The following is a 20,963-nucleotide window of genomic DNA, read 5'->3' as shown; positions in this document are numbered from 1 at the left end:
CACACCCGGGGGGCGGCTCGCGTACGCGTGTGGGCGGGCGCGGGCACACGTGTCCGCATGCGCGTGCACTCACACGTTGGAGCCCCCGGACATGCGAAGGGCCCCGCCCGTACCGTGGGAGCTGTCGACACTCCACGGACCCGAGCGAGGCCGTCATGCGTGACCGTACCCCAGACCCGGCAGACCCGGACATGACTACCGGAGAGCGCATCAAGTTCTACCGGCAGCGGCGAGGGCTGACCCGACCCGTCCTCGCCGGACTGGTCGGCACGAACCCGAGATGGATCAAGGCAGTGGAGTCCAACCAGATCCGCAACCCCAAGCTTGCCGCGCTGCAGAACATCGCCGCCGCCCTCGGCTTGCGGGACGTCGGTCTCCTCACCGGCGGCGAGCCCATCGGCATCGACGTGTCCCGCGGCCCCGGGCACCCGTCCCTGCCCGCGGTGCGGGAAGCGATCAACGCCGTGACGATCCCGAGCCGGGAACCGCAGCGCCTCGACTACCTCGCCGCCCGCGTCGACGCCGCATGGCGCGCCGGCATGCCGCACCCGATCACCGCACCGTCCTCGGCGAGCTCTTGCCGTCCCTGATCACCGACGCGCGGCATGCGTCCCGCGCCTACGAGGGAGCCGACCGGCGGCGCGCTCTGGCGATCCTCGCCGGGGCGTACAACGTCGCGCAGTTCTACGTGGCGTATCAGCCGGACGCGGGTCTGCTGTGGCGGATCGCCGAACGCACCCTGATGGCGGCCGAGGAGTCCGAGAACCCGGGCGCGTTCGCCGCGGCGGTGTGGTCGTTGGCTCAGGCGCACCGCGACGCCGGTGATTTCGACGCGGCCGAGCAGGTGAACCGCGCCGCCCTCGACACCCTGCGGCCCCGCCTCGACGGCGGCGGCGACGACCTGAGAGCGTTGTGGGGCGCCCTGCACATCGAGGCCGGGTACACCGCGGCGAGGGCCGGTCAGCGTGGCGTGGCGTGGCGCTGGTGGGACGACGCCGACCGCATCGCCCAATCTCTCCCGGCCGGTCACTATCAGCCGATGACGTCGTTCTCCCGCGTCATCATGGGGGCGCACGCCGTCACGTTCGCGGTCGAGCTGCGGCAGGCCGGCGAATCGGTGCGGCAGGCTCGCCGGACGGTGAAGGCGGCAATCCCCTCGCGGCCGCGGCGGGGGAGACACCTGATCGAGGTCGCGCGGGCGCACGCCCTCGCCGTCGACCAGGCCGCCACCGTCGCCACGCTGCGCGACGCGCACACCGCGGCACCCGAGACGATCCGGTTCAACGGGTACGCGCGGCGCCTGGTCGCCGATCTCGCCGCCGCGACCGACCGGCCGGTGCGGCGCGACGCCCGGGAATTGGCCGACCGGATCGGGATCCTGGTGTGAGGTAGGGGACACGAACCATGTCCCTCCGGTCCTGCGGCTGCTGTGACGCTTTGTTTCGCCAGGTGATCGCAGCGACGGAGGACCGGCGATGATGTCCGGATCAGGTGGATTCAGCGGCGAGTGGATGAACATGAGCCGCGACATGTGGGACCGGATGCTGTCGGTCCTGGGTTCCGGTCATCCCGATGCCCCCGAGCGCGTCTATACGATGCTGCTCGGTGTCGCGCCGCGCGCTTGGGAGCCCTCGAGCCGCCCCGTCTTCGATGGGGTTGGGGGGAGCGGGGACGGTGACGCACCCGGCCGTGTGCCAGGTCCCCCCGCGTCGCCGTCCCCCGAACACGGTCCGGGCCGGTGCACGCGATGACCCTCGAGACGCACCCGGACGGGATCTACGTCCCCCGCGACGACGACGGCGAGCCGCTCGGCGCGTCTACGCCGTGACGAACCCCGCTGGTGGCACGTCACCCTGCCGTCCGGCGTCACCTACCGGATGTACGGGCCGGACGGTCCCGACGACGTCGCCGCCCGGATGGTGCGGCGCCGATAAGCCCCGGGGCCCGGGTGATTGACGGCGCGCGTCCCCCGGGCCCCGGTCTCACCTCCGCCGACCGGTGCGGTCCCGCTGCGCCTGCGCGACTTGCATCGCCGTGAACGCCGTCCGAATCTGCGACTCGTACGCGGCCTTGGTCATCTCGTCCAGGTGCGCGTGGAAGTGCGTCCCCCCGTCCCCACCGGCGGCGGCATCAGACACCCGAGCCCACTGCGCATCCGTCAGCACCGGTTCCGGAGCGCCGGTGCCGTTGTAGACCATGCTGACCCCGGTGGGGAGCCACCCGCCCTGGTCGAACTTCAGCCCCGATGCGGCATTCGGCCACCGCCACTGGTAGCCACGCGAGATCGGCACCTCCCGCACATTCGCGCCCGTATACGGCGCCTCGATGATGTAGCCCGGCTTGGACGCCATCACCACATGCCCCAGGTGCGGGAACCCCAGCGCCGCCGGACGCGGCCCATCGATCGGCCTCGAGTCCGGATACTGCGCGTAGGTGGTGCGGCCGATCCACACGCCCGCGCCCCGCTTCCACGCCTGGCTGGTGAGGCCCGAGCAGTCGAGGCCCACATCCCAACTGGTGCCGCCCCACACGTACGGCACCCCGAGCTGCGTGCGGGCCGCGCGCACGACCGCGTTCCCGCCGAGCTCCCGCTCGAGCGGACCGAAGAACCCCAGGATCTTCCCGACCAGGCCGCGCGCCGCACCGACCGCCATGTCCCCGAACGCGGTCCTGCCGATCGCGCGCTGCGCCCCGTCGATGAGCGGGTTGAACGCCTTGGTCGCGGTGTTGACCAGGCCGCCGGCGAACCAGTTCTTCGCGGCCTTGAGGAACCCGCCGACGATCCCACCGAAGGCGAAGTGTCCGGCGAACCCGGGCCCCATGCCGGGATCCCCCGCGATGTGCAGATACCGCAGGACACCCGACACGCCACCCGAGCGGGCCGCGGCGTTCGCGCCCGTCACGAAGTCCTGCCCGACCGCGCGCGTGAACTCCGGACGGAAGATGCTTTCGCCGGGGCTGACCGCGGCGAGGAGCTTGTCACGGCCCGGCGCGTACCCGGGCATCACACCGCCTCGCGCGAACCCCTTGACCTCGCCGAGCTTGCTCACCCCGGGCACCAGGTCCGCGACCGCGTTCCAGATGCGGACGATCCCGCCGTTGTAGACGGTGTTCACCACGAACGCGACCGGCTTCTTGGCTGCGGACTTCAGCCCGTCCCACGCCTTCCCGATCGCCTTGACGGCGGTGCTGAAGTACCCGGCGAGCTTGCCCACCCCGTCACGGACGGCGTTGAACACGGGCCGGATCGCGTTGCGCCACACGAACCCGATCGCGGACCCGACCGCGTTCCACACCGGCCGGATCACGTTCCGGTAGATCCATGTGAAGACCGGACCAAGGGTGTTGCGCAGGAACCCCCAAATCGCCGACAGGGCGGGTTGGATGACGTTCCGCCACGTGTCGCGGATGAACCCGCCGATGCCGGAGAACACGGGCCGGATGACCGACTTCCACAGCCATTGCGCGACCGTCGACCAGATCTTGAACTGCACCAGGATCGGGCCGATCACCGCGACCGCGATGATCGAGTACAGCCACTTCCCCAGGTTCGCGATGAAACGGAACGCCGGCTGGATCGCGTTCGTCCATAGCCACATCGCCCACCGGCCGAGCGTCTGGATCCCGACCCAGATACCGTGGAACACCGGCGTGATGATCGACGCGACCCACTGAACGACCGACACCATGCGCGCGAACACCGGCAACACCAGATTCGCCACCGTCTGCCAGAACCGCACCAGGTTCGTGATCACGAACCGCAGCACCGGCACCAGGTAGCCGACCAGCGTCGCCGCCAGACTCGCCACCGCCGGGATCAGCGGCGCGATCGTCGCGACCCACCGCGCGAAGATCGGCAGAATCGGTGTCAGCAGCGGCAACAGCTTGGCGATCTCCACCACCATCTGCACCAGCGACGGAATCGCCTGCCGCAGCGCCTCCGACAGGGTCGCGCCGACCTCGGTCGCCATCTGCCGCACCAGGCCGATCAACGGGGTCAGCACCGGCAACAGGCCCCGCACCAGTTGCCCGACGAGCTCGCCGATCACCCCGATGACCGGGGTGATGATCTGCCATCCGGCGTTGATCGCCTGGAAGAACGCCGTCAGCGCGTTCTGACCCTCCGCCGACGACAGGAACCGGTTCAGCTGGTCGGCGCCCTGAGCGAGTACCCCGACCAGGCCGCCACCGGCCGACACCATCGACTTGAATAGGCCGGAGAAGATCCCGAACAGGTCCCCGGCGACCCCGGCGATCAGGCTCAGCGACGAAAACGCCGAGTCGAGAATGCTGCCGATGCGGCCCGACTCTGCGAGCTTGGACAACCACTCCCCGAACCTGGTCGCCAGACCCGCCACCACCGTCGCGATCCGCGTCAGCGCCGGCGTGCCCTCGATCGCGACCGCGCGCAGCCCGGCAAGGAACGGCTCGAGCGCGGGACGCAGCACCGCCAGGGACTCGCGGACCGCGGCGAACCCGACGCGGACGCCCTTGACGGTCTCGGCGGACCGCGCGAACCGCGTCACCGATGCGGCCATGCGCCCGAACTCGCCCGCGACGCCCCTCACGCCCGCTCTGAGGGGCCCGCCGAGGACGCCCGCCATACGGGTCAGCTCGCCCCGCAACGGAGCGAACAGGGCTTGCTGAGCGGCGTTCCGCAGCCCCATCAACTGGGGTCGCAGGGCCCGCAACTCCACCGCCACCGACCGGGCCGCCGGTGACAACCCCTTCAGCGACTCCTGAAACTTTTCGGTGTCGGCGGTCAACGCCGCGCCGAACGCCTCACCGACACCCGTGGTGGCGAGCTTCAGCACCCCGAACGCGGCCACCGCACCGGCGGCGACAGCGGGAAGGGCGGCGATGATCCCGACCGCAGGGCCGACCGCGGCCACGAACTGCTGCACGACCGACACGACCACCAGCACGCCACCCGCGAGCGGCGCCATGCGCACCAGGCCCGCGGCGCCGCCGAGCCGCTGCAGCCCGCCCGCCGCCGACGTAGCCGCCCCCGACAGCGCCGACAGGCCCGCCGCCGGACGATCCACGTCCACGTCAATACCGACCGTGCGTCCGTCCAGCCGATCCAGAAGGATCCCCAACGCCCGCACCTCAGCGAGCGCCCCGAGCGCATCAATGTCCAGCTCGACATGGACACGACGACCGTCAATCCGCTCGAGCGCCTGATCGATCCTGCGCAGCTGCGCGACCGAGCGGCCCGCGTCCACCCGAACCTGAATGTCGTCGACATGCGAGGTGATCCGGTCGGCGATCGTCTCCCCGATCTCGTTGCCGACCCTCGAGGCGTCAGGCAGCAACGATCGGCGCATCTCACGGGCGAACCCGGACACGGCCGGAACCACGTCTACCGAGACCGAACCAACGGTGATCGACGCCACGACCCGACTCCCTCGAACTCAACACACGCTGAATTCGAGGGTTCGCCCCACCGGCCGAAACGCCCTAATCCAGTCGGGTGTAACCGACCGTCACAGCCCCGGGCGCCTTCCCTTCCTCCCGGGGACGTTCGCCCCCGCCCGAGTAATGCGGGCCGCACCGTGTACGGGTTTGGGGGTTCTGAGCCGCCCGGAAGCCGGTTACATTCCGTAGCGGAAATCGGGGCCCACGGACCCTAAAACCTGGGGGGGACCAGGAGCGCTATACGCGGACGGGTGCGAACGACCCCGGGGGGACGGGAAGGTGCCCACGCTCTGTAACCGTCAGTCGATGAGTCCGGGGTGCCGCTCGGGCTCTCGCCGCCGCTTCGGCCGGCGCCGCTGCGACTCCTTGCCCGCCTCGCTCGAGGTCTTGCGCCGGTGACAGGAGACGCACAGCAACCACAGGTTGTCGTCCTGCTCCAGTCGCTCCAACTCCTGTTGGCTCTTGGCCATGAACACCGGAACGATGTGGTCGACCTGGTTGCCGGGCCGACCGCAGCGCGTGATCCCTTGGGAGTCCTGCGGCATCTGGCAGACACCACCGTCGCGGGCGATGATCCGTTCCCGGATCGCCTTCCACCCGTACGGGCGAGGCTGCGACCGGTAGGAGTCCTTGTCCTTCCAGTACGCGTTCGGCATGTGCGTTCTCCCCTTGGTTGGTCTCGTCCGCACCGGGCGCCACCGACCCGATTAGACGCCCGCCCGGCGCGGACGAGAGATCAGGTGGTGGCGAACAGGCGGCCCGCGGTGGCGAGCATCCGGTCAAGCCATGCCTCGTATTCGTTGACGCGGGGCTGCAGCGTGCCCACGTCTGCGAGGGCGAGCTCTAGCGCGGCCTGGTCGGCGGCGTGCGTGAGCGCGGTCCAGCGGGTGACGGGGTCGCCTTTGGAGCGCCACACCTTCAGCCCTGCGGACACCTGTTCCCACGTGGTGCGGCACCGCAGTCCCTCGGGGACCGTGGTGACGCGGGATGCGGCGGCGAGGTCGACGAACCGGCCGGTGACGGGTTCGGCCACGATCTTCTCCAGATCGCGGCGGGCCTTCACCAGCGCATCGAGCTGGTAGGCGGCGCGGTCGGCTTTCTGCCAGTGCCGGAACTGCGTCGGCGTCAACGCGCGAACCTGGTCGGGGGTCGTGTCGGCGGGCAGGCGCGGCGCGGCGCCGGTGAACGCGTCCCGCGCTTGGGCGTAGGCGGGGATCATCTCGGTGACCCACACGGGTACGGCGCCCTTGACGGCGGCGATGAGGAGGTTGTGGGCGTCGCTGCTGTAGGTGGCGGCAACGTTGCGGGCGTGCGCCGCGGCGGCCCGGGCGGTGACGTAGTCGTCGACCAGGGCGGCGAGCTTGCCGGGCCGGTCGGGCAGCGGCGGGCGCGGCGGGTCGGGGACAGCGACCAGGCGAGCGACCTCCGCCACCCATTCCTCCGCCTCGAGTACCGGGGCGGGCACCTCGATGCCGAGCGCGCGGACCGTCTTCACCGTGTCGACCGCGGCGGCGGCGCTGACGAACACGGCTCAGTCGCCCGTCTCTGCGAGGCTCTCGAGCAGCTTGGTCTGCTCGCTGGGGTTGAGATCGGCGATCTCCGACGGCGCCGGGACGGCGTGCCTCATGGCCATGCGAAGACGGTCGGCCCGGTCGCTGAAGTCGGCGAGGCTCTGCAGCTCGCCGAGCGCCTCGTCCGCGTCGGGCCGGTCCACCACGAACGCCTTTAGGACCGGTTCCCACTCCTTGTTGCCAAGCCTCGCCGGGAGGGTCTTGTGCTGCTCGTATGCGCGCTGCCCGATGGCGCGGGCAAGATGCTCATCGCCGTGGTGCTGAGCACGCGCCAACATCTCAAGCGCTTCCTTGGGGTCGTTGACCATCGCGGCGCGGTCGGCGGCGTCGCGACGCGAGATCGCGTCGGAGGGGTGGTCACTGGCAGGCGCGACGAACGCCTTGCGGTACAGCACCCGCGTCCGTTGCGCGTGCGCAGACTCGCCCTCGCGCCAAAGCTGCTGAGCGCGTTCGGACGCTTCCCGGTGCGCCTTGATCAGGTCGGCTTGCCGAGCCTGCGGTGACAGCCGCTTGTTCGCGCGGATCTTCTGCACCTTGGCGTCGACGCCCGATGGACGTCGTCGATGTCCACTGTCTGACCCTCCCTTAGGCGGCCCGGTAGTCGGCGACCGAGTCCGGGGTGATCCGCCACTCGCGGGACCCGGGCCGCTTGACCGCCTGCAGCCTGCCGAGCCGGCACGCCTTCTGTACCGCGTCCGGGGTGACGCCGAGAAGTTCGGCGACCTCGCCCGCGGTCAGATACCACGATGGGGCGCCCGGATCCCCGCTACCTAGTTCGGTCAGTTCGACCCGACTGCGGTAGTCGTGCATGAGGGTGTCGAGCAGCAGCAGATCCCGGTACACCGCCGGACGGTCGCGGTACTGGACCATGAGCCGCCGCAACACCTTCAGCGTCTCCGGGCAGATCTGCTGCTGCTCGTCCATCTAGGCGGCGTCCTTCCCCGCGGCCTTGCCCGCCTCTCGCGCGTCCTGGGCGCCCTCGGCGACCCCGGCGAGGACCTGGAACCCGGTCAGGATGATGAACACCGCGGCCTGCGACGTGTTCGCCCCCGACGCTTTGGCGTAGGCGCGGATCCGGTCGTAGGTCTCGGCGGGCACGTCGACCTCGATGCGGCGCATGCTCACCGCTTGCCCGCCTTGCTGCGCTTGTCGGTGACCTTCCAGCCCGCGGTGGGCCCGTCGACGGTGATAGTCCGGTCGATCATGTCGACGACGACCGAGACGCCACCGGGCAGGGCGATCGTCTGGATGTCGTCGGGCGCGAGACTGGTCGTGCGGCGCATCGCGGTGCGGCGCCGGACGTCGTTCGGGTCGGTCATGGGTTTCCTTCCTGTGGGGTCCGCGGTGTTGCGGAGCTTGTTGCGGTGCCGTGCGGTGAGTCCGTGTCGGCGCCGCTCTGTGAGTTCGGCGAGGCGCCGGCGGCGGTTGTCGCGGCGGCTGCGGTTGGCGGCGAGGCGGGCCTGTAGACGCTCGTCCGCCGCCCGCCGCATCGCGTCGTCCAGGCTCATGCGCTCCTCCGGTGGTTCATGCCGTGGTCGCGCCGGATGAGCCGCGCCGCGTAGATGTAGACGAACCGTTCGGTGGCCCCGTCGAAGTGCGCCGTCACATGCTGACGGGCCGCCTCGAGATAGATCTCCATCTCGCCTTGGTCGACCGCAAGCAAGCAGCCGACCGCCGACCGGTACTCGTCTTCGCCCTCGCCGCGGTCTTTGTAGATCTTGTTGACGACCGCCTTGGGGTGCGCACCACCGTCGAGCATCCCGACGGCCGTCGACTGCTCGACGGTGCCGTCGAAGTCGTTAACGGCGTACTCCACGTACTCGAGGTTGATCTCCGACCGGAGCTCTTCGGCCTCGTCGTCGCTGAGTTCTTCTGCCTGCCCGCCCCGCGCCTTCCACTCCGCGTCGAAGAACGCTCGATAGCCGCTCGCTGCGCCGCGCGCGTCAGCGTGCGGCGGCGCGAGGATTCGCGCCGGAGGGTGATCACGAGAATCGGGGGGTTCATAGGGGGGTCTCTCAGGGGGTGGGGGGATCTGAGATACCGGATTCCGGTATCTCAGATCCCCTGTTCCGGTATCTGAGGTCCCCTGTTCCGGAACTGAGATCCCCTGTTCTTTGGAACCGCCACCCCGGGAGGGGTCCCCGGAACCCCTCCCGGAACCCTTCGGCGAACCCTTCCCGGAGCCCCCTGGGGAGGCCCCTCCGGAGGCCCCTCCGGACCCCTTTGCGGCCTTCCGCTTGCGGTCCGCCTCCCGGGAGGCTTCCCGCTTCTTCTCTCGCTCTGGATCGTTCTCGTCCCTCGGGATCAGGTCCAACAGCGTGAGGTCGACGGGGAGAGTCAGCACGTGGTGGTCAGCCTTGCCGCCTGCGCGGCCCATGGAAGACCCCTCGAAGACGCGGTAGGCCATGCCGAGATCTCGCAGCGTCTTCAGCGACAACCTGACCGTCCGGTCGTCGAGACCGGTCGTGTTCGCGAGGCGCACGATGCCGGGGAAGTTGTCCTTGCCCGTCTTGTCGCCGTAGCTCGCCATGAAGACGCCCGTGAGCTTCACGGCTGGCTTGACCCGGAGGCGCCGCAGAACCTCAGTCCACCGGTACCGGTCGACCCGCTGAAGCGGGGCGCCGTCCGGGCGCCGGTAGTCATCGGGGGTGGTCACGCATCCTCCCGCCCTCGGTAGGTGCGGGCGATGCGGATTACGACCAACCGACCGCAGGCACCGCGGGTCAGCAGCATTCGTGCGGCCTGCTCGGAGCGGGCGAGAGCGCGATGCCCGAACCCGCAGTGCGGGCACACGTAGGTGAGCATCCACCGGCGCCGCCGCCCGTCCGGAGCGAACAGCGACGCGTAGGCGCGTGGCGCCCTGCGGCGGTTAGGCTTGGGGGCGGTCCGGAAGACCGAGTTGTTGGAGCGGCGCGCATCCTTGCTGGGGGGCGCGCCGCTCTGCGCGTCCACGCCCATTAGGCCGCCTCGCCTCCCGGCTGCAGTTCGCGGCTGGTGAGCCACTCCTCTACCGCGGTGTTGCGGTACCGGATTCGCCCCGATCGGCCGTTGCTGAGCTTGCGGTAGGGGGGCCCGTGTCCGCGTGAGCGCCAGTTGGCGAGCGTCTCCTCAGTGACTCCGATGAGCGCGGCAACCTGCTTCGCCGTCAGCTCCACCACTTCGACCTTCGACACTGTCTTCGCCTTCCTCGACAGGATCACTTCGATCTAAGAAGCGATTCCAGGCATGAGGGAAGCATCACTGGAACTAGTTGCTTCTGTCAAGTCGGTATGCTTCACTGCCAACATGGCAGCAGATGAGAAGCGTCATCGGCCCGGTGCACTCGGGCCCACGGGTCGATTTGTGGCAAGCAACCTGGCGAAGATCAGAGGTTCGCAGGGCATTTCCACCACCGACCTGTCGCGCCGCTTGAAAGTTGCTGGCCGCCCCATCACCGCGACGGGCATCACGAAGATCGAGAAGGAGGGGCGACGGGTCGACGTCGACGATCTCGTCGCTTTGGCCGTCGCACTCGGGGTGAACCCGAACGCTCTGCTGTTCCCCGACATTGCCGACGAGACTTCGGCAGAGGTCACAGGATGCGAGCGCCCCACGACCGCCTACCAGGTGTGGCAGTGGGCGGACGGGCGCGAACCGTTGCGCAAAGACGATGACCCGGACCTGTTCCACGTCCGCGTTCGCCCGCGGGGTCGGCGCCGTCTGGCCAGTTGGGGAGAGCGCTCCTCCGAAGAGCTCGAGCGGACGCGGGCACAGCATCGTCAGATCGCGAAGTCTGGCCAGTACGACGATCCGGCGGAAGCCTTGGAGCGTCTTCGACGCCTCGACCCTGAAGCGTGGGAGGGGCAATGATGGCGCGGGCTAAAGACCTCTGGTACTTGGACAAGGCCAAGACCAAGAAGTCGCCCCGTCACCCGGACCTCGGCGGCTCCAAGACCGCGAAGCGGTGGCTCGCCATCTGGATTGAGGCAGACGGCCGCGAGAGAACGAAAAACGTTTCGGATCCAGGACGCCGCGCTGAAATACGCGCGCAAGCAGGAAGAGGACATCGCCCGCGGCGAGTACCTCGACCCAGCCGCTGGCAAGGAACTTCTTAGCACCCTCGGCAACAAATGGCTGCGGCTGCGAGACGTTGGCGGCGCGTCCCGCATCAAGTATGAGCGGACGTTCCGGCTCCACATCGAGCCAGTGTTCGGGCGGCGTCAGGTGCGGTCGGTGAAGCCGTCCGAGGTTGCCGAGTGGCTCCTCACCCTTTCGCGGACGCACGGCGTGTCCGTTCAGGAACAGGCCCTGTTCATCCTGCGGGGCATCTTCGCGCTGGCCGTAGCGGACGGTCTGCGGCGAGACAACCCGGCTAAGTCCCCGATCGTCCCCAAGCCTCGTCCCCGTGATGAGCGCCGCGGACGAGCGCGAGGTGTGGTCGGCAGATCGTGCGTGGGCGGTGATCCAGGGGACGGCGGAACCGTATCGGCCGATCCCCGCGCTCGAGGCCGGCTGCGGGCTGCGGGAGTCGGAGGCCCTCGCCACGGCCGAGGAAGATTTCGACTTCGAGGCGGGACGGGTGCGGGTGTGCCGTCAGGCGGTGCAGGTCGGCGGCCGATGGGTGTTCAAGGCCCCCAAGGGCGGCCGCGAACGGAGCGTGCCTCTGCCGTCAGGGGTGGCGCGACTCGTCCGGGCGCACATCGACGCCTACCCGCCGCGCTCCTACTCGTTGCCGTGGATGCGGGAGAACGGCGAGCTCGACGGGGAACACACGTGCGGGCTGCTGTTCCGTTGGCAGGGCGCCCACCCGGCGACACGTGACCAGCACATCCGGTCACGCTCGTATGAAGCTTCGGTGTGGCTTCCCGCGCTCGCCGCCGCCGGGGTCATCCGGCCGCCCGTGCCGGGGCGCCGCGGCGGGGTGACGCAGCACTACCAGTCGCCGGGGAAGGGCGACGGTGAGCACGCCCTGCGGCACTTCTACTCGACCACGCTGCAAGACGCGGGGATTCAGCTCGGGGCGGTGATGGACTTCCTCGGTCACTCGCGGAAGAACCAGCGGCGGGTTCCGGTCACGATCCGGGTCTACGGGCACACGACCGAGGAGGCGTACGAGGCCGCGCGGAACGCGATCGACCGGTCGTTGTTCCGTCTCCGACCGGTCCAAGATCATCGAGCAGACGGAACAGAGCCGGAACAGGCGGTGTCCGAGTGACCTCGACGCCTGCTCCGATGCTGGTCAGCACGCCAAACGGGCGTGTTCGCCGGGGAACGCGTACATCCCGGCGGCGATGTCGGAGATCGGCGAGCCCGCCTTCACCGGCGTCTCCGGGGTGCCGGTGACCGAGATCAGCCCCGCCTCGGCCTGGACGAGCATGTCGTAGGCGCGCTTGTCCCGGTAGGGCCCGCTCGACCCGTACCCGGACATGTCGACCACGATCAGCCGGGGATCGCGCTCCCGGAGCCGCCCGGCGCCGAACCCGAGACGGTCCGCCGCGCCGGGCGCAAGGTTCTGCAGGAACACGTCGGCGCCCGCGACCAGCTCGTCCAGGATCGCGCGGCCCTCGTCGGTCTTGAGGTCGAGCGCCACCGACTCCTTGGAGCGGTTCAGCCAGGCGAAGTGGGTGCCGAGGCCGCCGCGCACGTTCGAGTCGTAGCCGCGGGCGAAGTCGCCGCCGTCGACCTTCTCGACCTTGACGACGCGCGCACCGAGGTCGGCGAGCTGGCGGGACGCGAACGGCGCCGCCACGGCCTGCTCCAGCGCGACGACCGTGATCCCTTCGAGGGGCAGCGGCTCGCCCGGACCGCCCGCGGGGGCCCGGCCGCCGTCCTGTGCTCCGGGCACCGGTCAATCCTCCAGCAGGCGGCGGCCGATGATCATCTTCTGGATGTCGGCGGTGCCCTCGCCGATGAGGAGCATGGGCGCCTCCCGGTACAGCCGCTCGATCTCGAACTCCTTGGAGTACGCGTAGCCGCCGTGGATCCGGAACGACGCCTCCACGACCTCCTTGCAGTACTCGCCCGCGAGGTACTTCGCCATCCCCGCTTCGAGGTCGTTGCGCTCGCCGGAGTCCTTGCGGCGCGCCGCCATCACCACCATCTGGTGCGCGGCCTCGACCTTGGTCGCCATCTCCGCGAGCCGGAACAGGACGGCCTGGTGCTCGGCGATCGGGCGGCCGAACGTCTCGCGGCGGCGCGCGTACTCGCGGGCCAGCTCGTAGGCGCGCATCGCGACGCCGCAGCCGCGCGCCGCGACGTTCACGCGGCCGACCTCGACGCCGTCCATCATCTGGTAGAAGCCGCGCCCGGGCGTCCCGCCGAGGATCTGCGCGGACGGGACGCGGTGCGAGTCGAAGACCATCTCGGTCGTGTCGACGCCCTTGTACCCCATCTTGTCGATCTTGCGGGGGATCGTCAGGCCGGGCGCGACCTCGCCGAAGCCGGGCGTCTTGTCGAGCAGGAACGTCGTCATGCCGCGGTGCCCGGCGTCCGGGTCCGTCTTGACGAGCGTGGCGACGAGGTTCGCGGACGCGCCGTTGGTGACCCACATCTTCTGGCCGTCGACGACGTGGTGGTCGCCGTCGGGGACGGCGCGGGTCCGGATGGCGGACACGTCGGAGCCGCAGTCGGGCTCGGACATGGAGAAGGCGCCGCGGATCTCGCCCGCGGCCATCTTCGGCAGGTAGTGCGCCCGCTGCTCGGGCGTGCCGTGCCGCTCGATCATCCAGGCCACGATGAAGTGCGTGTTGATGACGCCCGACACGCTCATCCAGCCGCGCGCGAGCTCCTCGACGACCAGGGCGTAGGTCAGCAGCGACTCGCCGAGCCCGCCGTGCTCCTCGCCGATCGTCAGGCCGAACAGCCCGAGGTCGCGCATGCCGTCCACGATCGCCTGCGGGTACTCGTCGGCGTGTTCGAGGTCCGTCGCGACCGGGAGGATCTCCTTGTCGACGAACGCCCGCACCGTCGCGAGGATCTCCCGCTGCTCGTCCGACAGCCCGTGCGTCTGCCGCAGCCGCTCCGCCACTCCCCACCTCCACATCGGCAATTTTTTATACGATATTGGTGGACATGCCGGAAGGGAAGACCTCGGCGGCGCCCTCAGCCCGTCCCGGCGTCGTCCCAGAAACCCCGCCCCTCCAGGTGCACGACCAGCAGCGCGCCCGCGTGCCGGATGTGGGCGCGCATCGCCTGCCTGGCGGCGTCGCCGTCGGCCGCCCGCAGCGCGGCGAGGACGAGGTGGTGATCGTCCACCGACGCCTGGCTCCAGCCGTCGATCGTCGAGTAGAACCGGCGGGGCGCGTACCGCACGACGAGCTGCAGCAGCCAGGACGTCTTCGGCGAGTCCGCGCACAGGTTGATCGACCGGTGGAAGCCGTGGTTGGCGCGCTCGATGCCCTCGGCGTCGCGCGCCCGGGACGCCTCCTCCAGCAGCCGCTGCGTGCCCGCGAGCTCCGCCAGGCCGTCCTCGGTGATCTTCCCGGCGGTGCGGGCGGCCAGCTCGCCCGCGAAGTACGCCTGGGCCTCGAACAGGTCCTGGACGTCCTGCCGCGACAGCGGCGCGGGCATGAACCCGCGGCGCGGCACCAGCGTGACGAACCCCTCGCCGCGCAGCGACAGCAGCGCCTCCCGGACGGGCGTGACGCTGATCCCGAGGTCGTCGGCGACCCGCTCCAGGCGGAGGAACTCCCCGTGCCGCACCCGGCCGGACATGATCAGTTCGCGGACGTACGCGGCGACCTCGTCGCTGAGCTGGCGGCGCCTGCCGAGCGACCGGTCGCCGGGCGGGGCGGCGTCGTCGCCGGAGAGGCGCTCGCCGGAGAAGGGCACGGTCATCGCCTCCCGGAGGGGTGTCTGGTGCTCACATTATGGACGCCCCGCGTTGACAGCGCGGCACTCTCCCTATCAAATATATGAAATAGCATTCTCTGGCCCCGGAGGGAGACGTCGCGGTGTTCGAGCTCAACGCGGAGGAACGCGCCATCGTGGAGGTCGTCGCGGACTTCGTCGACCGGGAGGTCCGGCCCGCCGCGCGCGAACTGGAGCACGCGAACGCCTACCCGGAGCGGCTCATCGACCGGATGAAGGAACTGGGCGTCTTCGGCCTCGCCGTGCCCGAGCCCTACGGAGAGACGCGGGTGTCGAAAGCCTGCTACGCGCTGGTCACCGAGGAGCTGGCCCGCGGCTGGATGAGCCTCGCCGGGGCGTTCGGCGGCCACACGGTCGTCTCGCACCTGCTCGCCGTGTTCGGCACCGAGGAGCAGAAGGCCCGCTACCTGCCGCGCATGGCGACGGGCGAACTGCGCGCGACGATGGCGCTGACCGAACCGTCCGGCGGGTCCGACCTCCAGGCCATGAGCACCGTCGCGCGGCGCGCGGACGGCCGGTACGTCGTCGACGGCGCCAAGATGTGGATCACCAACGCGCGCCGGTCCGGGCTGATCGCGCTGCTGTGCAAGACCGACCCGGACGCCGTGCCCCGGCATCGCGGGATGAGCATCCTGCTCGCCGAGCGGGGGCCCGGGCTCACCGTCTCGCACGACCTGCCCAAGCTCGGATACAAGGGCGTGGAGAGCTGCGAGCTGGTGTTCGACGGGTACGAGGCGCCGCTCGACGCCGTGCTCGGCGGCGAGGAGGGGCGCGGCTTCGCCCAGATGATGCGCGGGCTCGAAGTCGGCCGCATCCAGGTGGCGGCGCGCGCGCTCGGCGTCGGCAGGGCCGCCCTCGAAGACTCGCTGCGCTACGCGCAGGAACGCGAGTCGTTCGGGAAGCCGATCTGGGAACACCAGTCGGTCGGCAACCACCTGGCCGACATGGCCACCGAGCTGCGCGCCGCGCGGCTGCTCACGCTGGACGCGGCGGCGCGGCTGGACGCGGGCGAGCGCTGCGACATGGAGGCCGGCATGGCGAAGCTGTACGCGTCGGAGGCGGCGATGCGGATCGCGCTGAACGCCGTCCGCATCCACGGCGCGGCCGGGTACTCCACCGAGTTCGACGTCGAACGCTACTTCCGGGACGCCCCGCTGATGATCGTCGGCGAGGGGACGAACGAGATCCAGCGCAACGTGATCGTCAAGCAGCTCATCGGGCGGCACCGCATCTGACCCGCCCGGGCGACCCTCCCGGGCGCCGGTCGTTCAGGCGAACGTCGCGGTCATCGCGGTGACGCCGCCGGGCGCCTCGATCGACAGCGTGCCGTCCGGCGCGCCCGCCGCCGTGAACGGCCGCCCCGCGAACACGGGCCTGCGGGCGCGGAACGACAGTTCGCGCACCCGCACGTCCGCGCGGCGCGGCAGCTCCAGGCACAGGATCGCCAGCAGCGGGCCGTGGACGACCAGGCCCGCGTGCCCCTCGACGCCGGTGGCGTACTCCTCGTCGTAGTGGATGCGGTGGGCGTTGTAGGTGAGGGCGCTGAACCGGAACAGCAGGACGGGGTCGGCCGTCATCGGCAGCGTCCACGGCGCGTCCACGGCCGGGGGCTCCGGCGGCGGCCCGGCCGGGGCCTCCGGGCGTCCCGCCGGGCGGTCGGCCGGGTCGCCGCTGCGGTAGACGAGGTCCTGCTCCTCGACCGCGATCTCGGTGCCGTCCCGCAGGAACGTGTGCCGCACGGTGACGAACAGCATCTCGCCGCTGCGTCCGTTCTTGACGGCCGTCGAGGCCAGCTCGTCGCGCCGGGTGACGGTGTCGCCGACGCGCAGCGGCTCGGCGATCCGGAACCTGCCGCCCGCGAACATGCGGCGCCGGTCGGGGATCGGCGGCAGGAACCGTCCCTCCCGGGGATGCCCGTCGGCGCCGAGTTCGTGCTGCGCGGGACGTTCGAGGAAGTACAGCCACTGCCAGAGCGGCGGCAGCTCCTCCCCCGGCGGTCCGATGTCCAGCACTCCGGCCAGCGCCGCCGCCGGCGCGGCCCCGATGACCTCGGTCGTCTCCCGCGTCTCCGGCGCCCATCCCGCCACATCGATCACCGGCCGCACCCCTTTCATATATTTGATAGGGAATTATGCCAACACGGCGGAAGCCGCGGGCGGCCCGGGGCGGGCCGCCGGGCTTCCGCGGTGCTCGATCGGAGGCGTCCGGTCGGAGGCGTCCGGTCAGAGGCGCTCGATGATGGTGACGTTGGCCTGGCCGCCGCCCTCGCACATCGTCTGCATGCCGTAGCGGCCGCCGGTGCGGTCCAGCTCGTGCAGCAGCGTCGTCATCAGCCGGGCGCCGGTCGCGCCGAGCGGGTGGCCGAGCGCGATGGCGCCGCCGTTGGGGTTGACGATCGCGGGGTCGGCGCCGGTCTCCTTCAGCCAAGCCAGGACGACGGACGCGAACGCCTCGTTGATCTCGACGGCGTCGATGTCGCCGATCGTCATGCCCGTCTTCTTCAGCGCGTACGCGGTGGCGGGGATCGGCGCCGACAGCATCCGGATCGGGTCCTCGCCGCGCGCGGAGATGTGGTGGATGCGGGCGCGCGGGGTGAGGCCGTGGTCCTTGACGGCCTGCTCGGACGCGATGAGCAGCGCCGCGGAACCGTCCGAGATCTGCGACGAGACGGCGGCGGTGAGGCGGCCGCCGTCCACGAGCGTCTTCAGGCCGGCCATCTTCTCCAGGGACGTGTCGCGGCGCGGGCCCTCGTCGTGCTCGACGCCCTCGAACGGGACGATCTCGCGCGCGAACCGGCCCTCGTCGATCGCGCGGATGGCCCGCTGGTGCGACTGGTAGGCGAACGCCTCCATCTCCTCGCGGGACAGGTCCCAGTCGCGGGCGATCATCTCGGCGCCGTTGAACTGCGTGACCTCGCCGTCGCCGTAGCGGCGGACCCAGCCCTTGGAGCCGGTGAACGGGCCCTGCGTGAAGCCGAGCGGCTCGGCGGCGGTCATCGCGGACGCGATCGGGATCTGCGACATGTTCTGCACGCCGCCCGCCACCACCAGGTCCGACGTGCCGGACAGGACGGCCTGCGCGGCGAAGTGCACGGCCTGCTGCGAGGATCCGCACTGGCGGTCGACGGTGACGCCGGGGACCTCCTCGGGCAGCCCGGCGGCCAGCCAGCAGGTGCGGGCGATGTCCCCGGCCTGCGGGCCGATGGTGTCGACGCAACCGAACACCACGTCCTCGACGGCGGCCGGATCGACCTTCGTGCGGTCCATCAGCGCGGTCAGCACGTGCGCGCCCATGTCTGCGGGGTGCGCCCCGGAGAGCCCGCCGCCGCGCCGTCCGACCGGTGCGCGGACCGCTTCGACGATGTATGCCTCGGCCATGGATGGTCTCCTTCTCACGACGCAGGGGGTCGGCTCGCCTGGATCCCTTCCAGGAACATGGCGAGGTACTGCTTGGCGATGTCTTCGGCGGACAGCCGCCCGCCGCGCTGGTACCAGTTCGCGGCCACCCAGACGGTGTCGCGGATGAACCGGTAGATGAGCGTCCGGTCGAGGTCGGCGCGGAAGGCGCCCTCCTCGACGCCCCGGTCCAGCAGGGCCAGCCACATCTCCTCGAACCGGCGCTGCGAGTCGAGCAGGTAGTGGAACCGTTCGCCGGTCGCCAGATGCTTGGACTCGTTCTGGTAGATCACGACGGCCGGGCGGTGCCGGTCGATCGAGCGGAACGACTCGACGACGATGCCTTCGAGGGTGTCGCGGGCGCTGCGGTCCTCGGCCAGGACCCGCTCGTAGGAGGTCCACATCTCGTCCAGGAAGGTCGAGAGGATCTCGTCGGCCATCGACTCCTTGGAGTCGAAGTGGTAATACAGGCTGCCGCCGAGGATCCCGGCGGCGTCGGCCACCTTCCGGACGGTGGTGGCGGAGTAGCCCTGGGAGGCGAACACCTCGGCGGCCGTCGCGAGCAGCTCGGCCCGCCGCTCCGCGCGCGCGGCCGCGGTTCCCTCGGCGTCGCGCCGTCGTGGACTCATGGGTTACGGACTTCCTAAGGATGCTGGGAGGAGACGGAGACGACCTCCCCGGTCATGTACGAGGAGTAGTCGCCGGCCAGGAAGACGATAACGTTGGCGACCTCCCACGGTTCGGCGTAGCGGCCGAACGCCTCGCGGCGCGTCAGCTCGTCCAGCAGTTCCGCCGAGGTGACCTTGACCAGGTGCGGGTGCATGGCCAGGGACGGCGACACGGCGTTGATGCGGACGCCGAACTCGGCGGCCTCCAGCGCCGCGCAGCGGGTGAGCGCCATGACGCCGGCCTTCGCGGCCGCGTAGTGCGACTGGCCCTTCTGCGCCCGGTGGCCGATCACCGACGCGTTGTTGACGATCACGCCGGAGCCCTGCCCGCGCATGATCCGCAGCGCGGCGCGGGTGCAGCGCATGGTGCCGTTGAGGGTGATGTCGAGGACGCGGTCCCACTGGTCGTCGGGCATGTCGACGAGGTCGGCGGTGCCGCCGAGCCCCGCGTTGTTGACCGCGACGTCGACGCGTCCGAACCGCTGCACGGCCAGGTCGTACAGGGCGCCGACCTGTTCCTCGGACGTGACGTCGCAGGGCAGCGACGCGACGCGGTCGGCGCCGAACTCGGCGGCGAGTTCCCGCTCGGACGCGGCGAGCCGCCGCTCGTGCGCGTCGGAGATCAGGACGCTGGCGCCCTCCTCCAGGCAGCGGCGGGCGGTGGCGCCGCCGATCCCGGCCCCGGCGGCGGCGGTGATCACGACGGCGCGGTCCTTGAGGAGGTCGTGGCCCTCGACGTAGGGGGGCTTGCTGGTGGGCAGGGTCATCCGCGTGCCTCTCTGGGGAGCCCGAGCACGCGCTCGGCGATGATGTTGCGCTGGATCTCGTTCGACCCGGCGTAGATCGTGTCGGAGCGGGAGAACAGGAACAGCCGCTGCCAGTCGTTCAGGTCGTACGGCTCGCCGTCGGCGACGAGGCCCGCGGTGCCGAGGACGTCCATGGCCAGCTCGCCCAGTTCGCGGTGCCAGGTGCCCCAGACCAGTTTGGAGATGGACGACTCGGGCCCGGGCGCCCCGGCGGCGACCCCGGCCATCGTGCGCATCGCGTTGAGTCGCATGACCTCCAGACCCATGTGGGAGCGGACGAGCCGGTCGCGCAGCAGCGGGTCGTCGATCGCGCCGGTGCGGCGGGCCAGTTCGACGACGCCGTTCAGTTCGCGGCGGAAGCCGACCTGCTGGCCGAGGGTGGCGACGCCGCGTTCGAAGCCGAGCGTCGCCATCGCGATCTTCCAGCCGTCGCCGGGCGCGCCGACGATGTTGGCCGCGTCCGTGCGGGCCCCGTCGAAGAACACCTCGTTGAACTCCGAGGTGCCGGTGAGCTGCACGATCGGCCGGATGTCGACGCCGTCCGCCTTCATGGGGACGAGCAGGTACGACAGGCCGCTGTGGCGGGACGAGCCGGGCTCGGTGCGGCAGACGACGAAGCACCAGTCGCTTCGAGCGCCAGCGACGTCCACACCTTCTGGCCGGTGACACGCCATTCCCCGTCCCGGAGTTCGGCGCGCGTCTGGACGTTCGCGAGGTCGGATCCGGCGTCGGGCTCGGAGTAGCCCTGGCACCACAGTTCCTCGACCGCGACGATCGGGGGCAGGAAGCGGGCCTTCTGCTCGTCCGTGCCGAACGCGATGATCGTGGGCCCGAGCAGGTTCTCGCCGATGTGGTTCACCCGGGCGGGGGCGTCGGCGAGCGCGTACTCCTCGTGGAAGATCACCTGCTGCTCGACGGTGGCGCCGCGGCCGCCGTGCTCCTTCGGCCAGCCCACGCACGTCCAGCCGGCGGCGGCCATGTGCCGTTCCCAGGCCAGCCGTTCCTCGTGCGCCTCGTGCTCGCGGCCCGGGCCGCCGAGCCCGCGGGCGTGCGCGAACTCGCCGGACAGATTGGACTCGAGCCAGTCGCGGACCTCGGCCCGGAACGCCCGGTCCTCGGGGGACTCGTTCTCGTTCACGAGGCGCACTCTACCAAACAGTTGTTAGAAAGAATCCCCCTCCAGGGCGGGTTCGGCGTCCCGCCCCGCCCCCCGCGCGCGCCGGGCCGACTGCGCGGCCGACTGCGCGGCGGGCCGTG

20 protein-coding genes and 2 pseudogenes are annotated in these 20,963 nt (G+C 70.7%); 5 read left to right on the top strand and 17 right to left on the bottom strand.

Annotated elements, in window-relative coordinates; all coding sequences use genetic code 11:
• Positions 1 to 191: 191 nt before the first annotated feature.
• Positions 192 to 590: a helix-turn-helix domain-containing protein gene (locus BJF79_RS64590; RefSeq protein WP_262403524.1), complete on the top strand. Its 399-nt coding sequence runs from the start codon at positions 192 to 194 to the stop codon at positions 588 to 590.
• On the top strand, positions 527 to 1,387 hold the full coding sequence (locus BJF79_RS45295; protein ID WP_262403523.1) for an XRE family transcriptional regulator: 861 nt from the start codon (positions 527 to 529) through the stop codon (positions 1,385 to 1,387). The genes BJF79_RS64590 and BJF79_RS45295 overlap by 64 nt, the downstream gene beginning before the upstream one ends.
• A 595-nt stretch (positions 1,388 to 1,982) precedes the next feature.
• Here the strand turns inward: BJF79_RS45295 and BJF79_RS45290 are convergent.
• The 9 genes from BJF79_RS45290 to BJF79_RS45245 form a co-directional block, all read right to left on the bottom strand.
• On the bottom strand, positions 1,983 to 5,315 hold the full coding sequence (locus BJF79_RS45290) for an NlpC/P60 family protein (protein WP_143220948.1): 3,333 nt from the start codon (positions 5,313 to 5,315) through the stop codon (positions 1,983 to 1,985).
• A 402-nt stretch (positions 5,316 to 5,717) separates the two neighbouring features.
• Positions 5,718 to 6,074 carry an HNH endonuclease gene (locus BJF79_RS45285; RefSeq protein ID WP_075906843.1) on the bottom strand — a complete coding sequence of 119 codons (357 nt, stop codon included), beginning with the start codon at positions 6,072 to 6,074 and terminating at the stop codon, positions 5,718 to 5,720.
• Between the two features lie 80 nt (positions 6,075 to 6,154).
• The gene (locus BJF79_RS45280) at positions 6,155 to 6,946 is read right to left on the bottom strand and encodes a hypothetical protein (protein ID WP_075906842.1); all 792 of its coding nucleotides are present in this window, start codon (positions 6,944 to 6,946) and stop codon (positions 6,155 to 6,157) included.
• 3 nt (positions 6,947 to 6,949) lie between these two features.
• On the bottom strand, positions 6,950 to 7,522 hold the full coding sequence (locus tag BJF79_RS45275; RefSeq protein ID WP_075906841.1) for a hypothetical protein: 573 nt from the start codon (positions 7,520 to 7,522) through the stop codon (positions 6,950 to 6,952).
• Between the two features lie 52 nt (positions 7,523 to 7,574).
• Positions 7,575 to 7,913: a helix-turn-helix domain-containing protein gene (locus BJF79_RS45270; RefSeq protein ID WP_075906840.1), complete on the bottom strand. Its 339-nt coding sequence runs from the start codon at positions 7,911 to 7,913 to the stop codon at positions 7,575 to 7,577.
• Entirely contained in the window at positions 7,914 to 8,114 is a 201-nt protein-coding gene (locus BJF79_RS45265) for a hypothetical protein (RefSeq protein WP_143220947.1), read from the bottom strand. It lies immediately after the preceding gene.
• Positions 8,111 to 8,497 (bottom strand): hypothetical protein, encoded by a 387-nt coding sequence (locus tag BJF79_RS45260; protein ID WP_075906838.1) that lies wholly within the window; start codon positions 8,495 to 8,497, stop codon positions 8,111 to 8,113. Before BJF79_RS45260 ends, BJF79_RS45265 begins: the two co-directional genes overlap by 4 nt.
• Positions 8,494 to 9,645, bottom strand: coding sequence for a helix-turn-helix domain-containing protein (locus BJF79_RS45255; protein WP_075906836.1), 1,152 nt, complete (start codon positions 9,643 to 9,645; stop codon positions 8,494 to 8,496). Before BJF79_RS45255 ends, BJF79_RS45260 begins: the two co-directional genes overlap by 4 nt.
• 301 nt (positions 9,646 to 9,946) lie before the next feature.
• Positions 9,947 to 10,162, bottom strand: coding sequence for a helix-turn-helix transcriptional regulator (locus tag BJF79_RS45245; RefSeq protein WP_262403522.1), 216 nt, complete (start codon positions 10,160 to 10,162; stop codon positions 9,947 to 9,949).
• Positions 10,163 to 10,331: 169 nt separating this feature from the next.
• Here BJF79_RS45245 and BJF79_RS45240 point away from each other — a divergent pair, with 169 nt between their 5' ends.
• Positions 10,332 to 10,838, top strand: a complete 507-nt coding sequence (locus tag BJF79_RS45240; RefSeq protein WP_075906832.1) for a helix-turn-helix domain-containing protein — start codon at positions 10,332 to 10,334, stop codon at positions 10,836 to 10,838.
• A gap of 538 nt (positions 10,839 to 11,376) precedes the next feature.
• Positions 11,377 to 12,183, top strand: coding sequence for a tyrosine-type recombinase/integrase (locus tag BJF79_RS45235; protein WP_075906830.1), 807 nt, complete (start codon positions 11,377 to 11,379; stop codon positions 12,181 to 12,183).
• Positions 12,184 to 12,237: 54 nt separating this feature from the next.
• Here BJF79_RS45235 and BJF79_RS45230 read toward each other — a convergent pair.
• From BJF79_RS45230 to BJF79_RS45220, 3 genes and pseudogenes are all read right to left on the bottom strand, one after another.
• A pseudogene (locus BJF79_RS45230) lies at positions 12,238 to 12,759 on the bottom strand (CaiB/BaiF CoA transferase family protein); the annotation flags it as partial.
• Positions 12,760 to 12,816: 57 nt separating this feature from the next.
• Complete coding sequence (locus tag BJF79_RS45225; RefSeq protein WP_075906828.1) at positions 12,817 to 14,010, bottom strand: acyl-CoA dehydrogenase family protein; 1,194 nt, start codon at positions 14,008 to 14,010, stop codon at positions 12,817 to 12,819.
• A gap of 59 nt (positions 14,011 to 14,069) precedes the next feature.
• Positions 14,070 to 14,804, bottom strand: coding sequence for a GntR family transcriptional regulator (locus BJF79_RS45220; protein WP_083734731.1), 735 nt, complete (start codon positions 14,802 to 14,804; stop codon positions 14,070 to 14,072).
• Between the two features lie 116 nt (positions 14,805 to 14,920).
• Here BJF79_RS45220 and BJF79_RS45215 point away from each other — a divergent pair, with 116 nt between their 5' ends.
• A complete protein-coding gene (locus tag BJF79_RS45215; protein WP_075906826.1) occupies positions 14,921 to 16,072 on the top strand; it encodes an acyl-CoA dehydrogenase family protein in 1,152 nt (383 codons plus the stop codon).
• Between the two features lie 33 nt (positions 16,073 to 16,105).
• Here BJF79_RS45215 and BJF79_RS45210 read toward each other — a convergent pair whose 3' ends face one another.
• The 5 genes and pseudogenes from BJF79_RS45210 to BJF79_RS45190 form a co-directional block, all read right to left on the bottom strand.
• Entirely contained in the window at positions 16,106 to 16,933 is an 828-nt protein-coding gene (locus BJF79_RS45210) for a MaoC family dehydratase N-terminal domain-containing protein (protein WP_083734734.1), read from the bottom strand.
• A 126-nt stretch (positions 16,934 to 17,059) separates the two neighbouring features.
• Entirely contained in the window at positions 17,060 to 18,214 is a 1,155-nt protein-coding gene (locus tag BJF79_RS45205; RefSeq protein ID WP_075906822.1) for an acetyl-CoA C-acetyltransferase, read from the bottom strand.
• 14 nt (positions 18,215 to 18,228) lie between these two features.
• The gene (locus BJF79_RS45200; protein ID WP_075906820.1) at positions 18,229 to 18,861 is read right to left on the bottom strand and encodes a TetR/AcrR family transcriptional regulator; all 633 of its coding nucleotides are present in this window, start codon (positions 18,859 to 18,861) and stop codon (positions 18,229 to 18,231) included.
• 14 nt (positions 18,862 to 18,875) lie between these two features.
• Positions 18,876 to 19,667 carry an SDR family oxidoreductase gene (locus tag BJF79_RS45195; RefSeq protein WP_075906818.1) on the bottom strand — a complete coding sequence of 264 codons (792 nt, stop codon included), beginning with the start codon at positions 19,665 to 19,667 and terminating at the stop codon, positions 18,876 to 18,878.
• Positions 19,664 to 20,844 (bottom strand): annotated as a pseudogene (locus BJF79_RS45190) (acyl-CoA dehydrogenase family protein). Before BJF79_RS45190 ends, BJF79_RS45195 begins: the two are co-directional and overlap by 4 nt.
• Positions 20,845 to 20,963 lie beyond the last annotated feature (119 nt).

This window comes from Actinomadura sp. CNU-125 (assembly GCF_001942465.1).
Taxonomy (GTDB): domain Bacteria; phylum Actinomycetota; class Actinomycetes; order Streptosporangiales; family Streptosporangiaceae; genus Spirillospora.
Note: the sequence above shows the minus strand (reverse complement) of the source record. Positions and strands in the feature narration are given on the sequence as shown.

Coding starts and splice junctions, on each gene's coding strand:
- BJF79_RS64590 (WP_262403524.1), top strand. CDS start 192: ATGACTACCGGAGAGCGCATCAAGTTCTACCGGCAGCGGCGAGGGCTG.
- BJF79_RS45295 (WP_262403523.1), top strand. CDS start 527: ATGGCGCGCCGGCATGCCGCACCCGATCACCGCACCGTCCTCGGCGAG.
- BJF79_RS45285 (WP_075906843.1), bottom strand. CDS start 6,074: ATGCCGAACGCGTACTGGAAGGACAAGGACTCCTACCGGTCGCAGCCT.
- BJF79_RS45270 (WP_075906840.1), bottom strand. CDS start 7,913: ATGGACGAGCAGCAGCAGATCTGCCCGGAGACGCTGAAGGTGTTGCGG.
- BJF79_RS45260 (WP_075906838.1), bottom strand. CDS start 8,497: ATGAGCCTGGACGACGCGATGCGGCGGGCGGCGGACGAGCGTCTACAG.
- BJF79_RS45235 (WP_075906830.1), top strand. CDS start 11,377: ATGAGCGCCGCGGACGAGCGCGAGGTGTGGTCGGCAGATCGTGCGTGG.
- BJF79_RS45225 (WP_075906828.1), bottom strand. CDS start 14,010: ATGTGGAGGTGGGGAGTGGCGGAGCGGCTGCGGCAGACGCACGGGCTG.
- BJF79_RS45220 (WP_083734731.1), bottom strand. CDS start 14,804: ATGACCGTGCCCTTCTCCGGCGAGCGCCTCTCCGGCGACGACGCCGCC.
- BJF79_RS45205 (WP_075906822.1), bottom strand. CDS start 18,214: ATGGCCGAGGCATACATCGTCGAAGCGGTCCGCGCACCGGTCGGACGG.
- BJF79_RS45200 (WP_075906820.1), bottom strand. CDS start 18,861: ATGAGTCCACGACGGCGCGACGCCGAGGGAACCGCGGCCGCGCGCGCG.
- BJF79_RS45195 (WP_075906818.1), bottom strand. CDS start 19,667: ATGACCCTGCCCACCAGCAAGCCCCCCTACGTCGAGGGCCACGACCTC.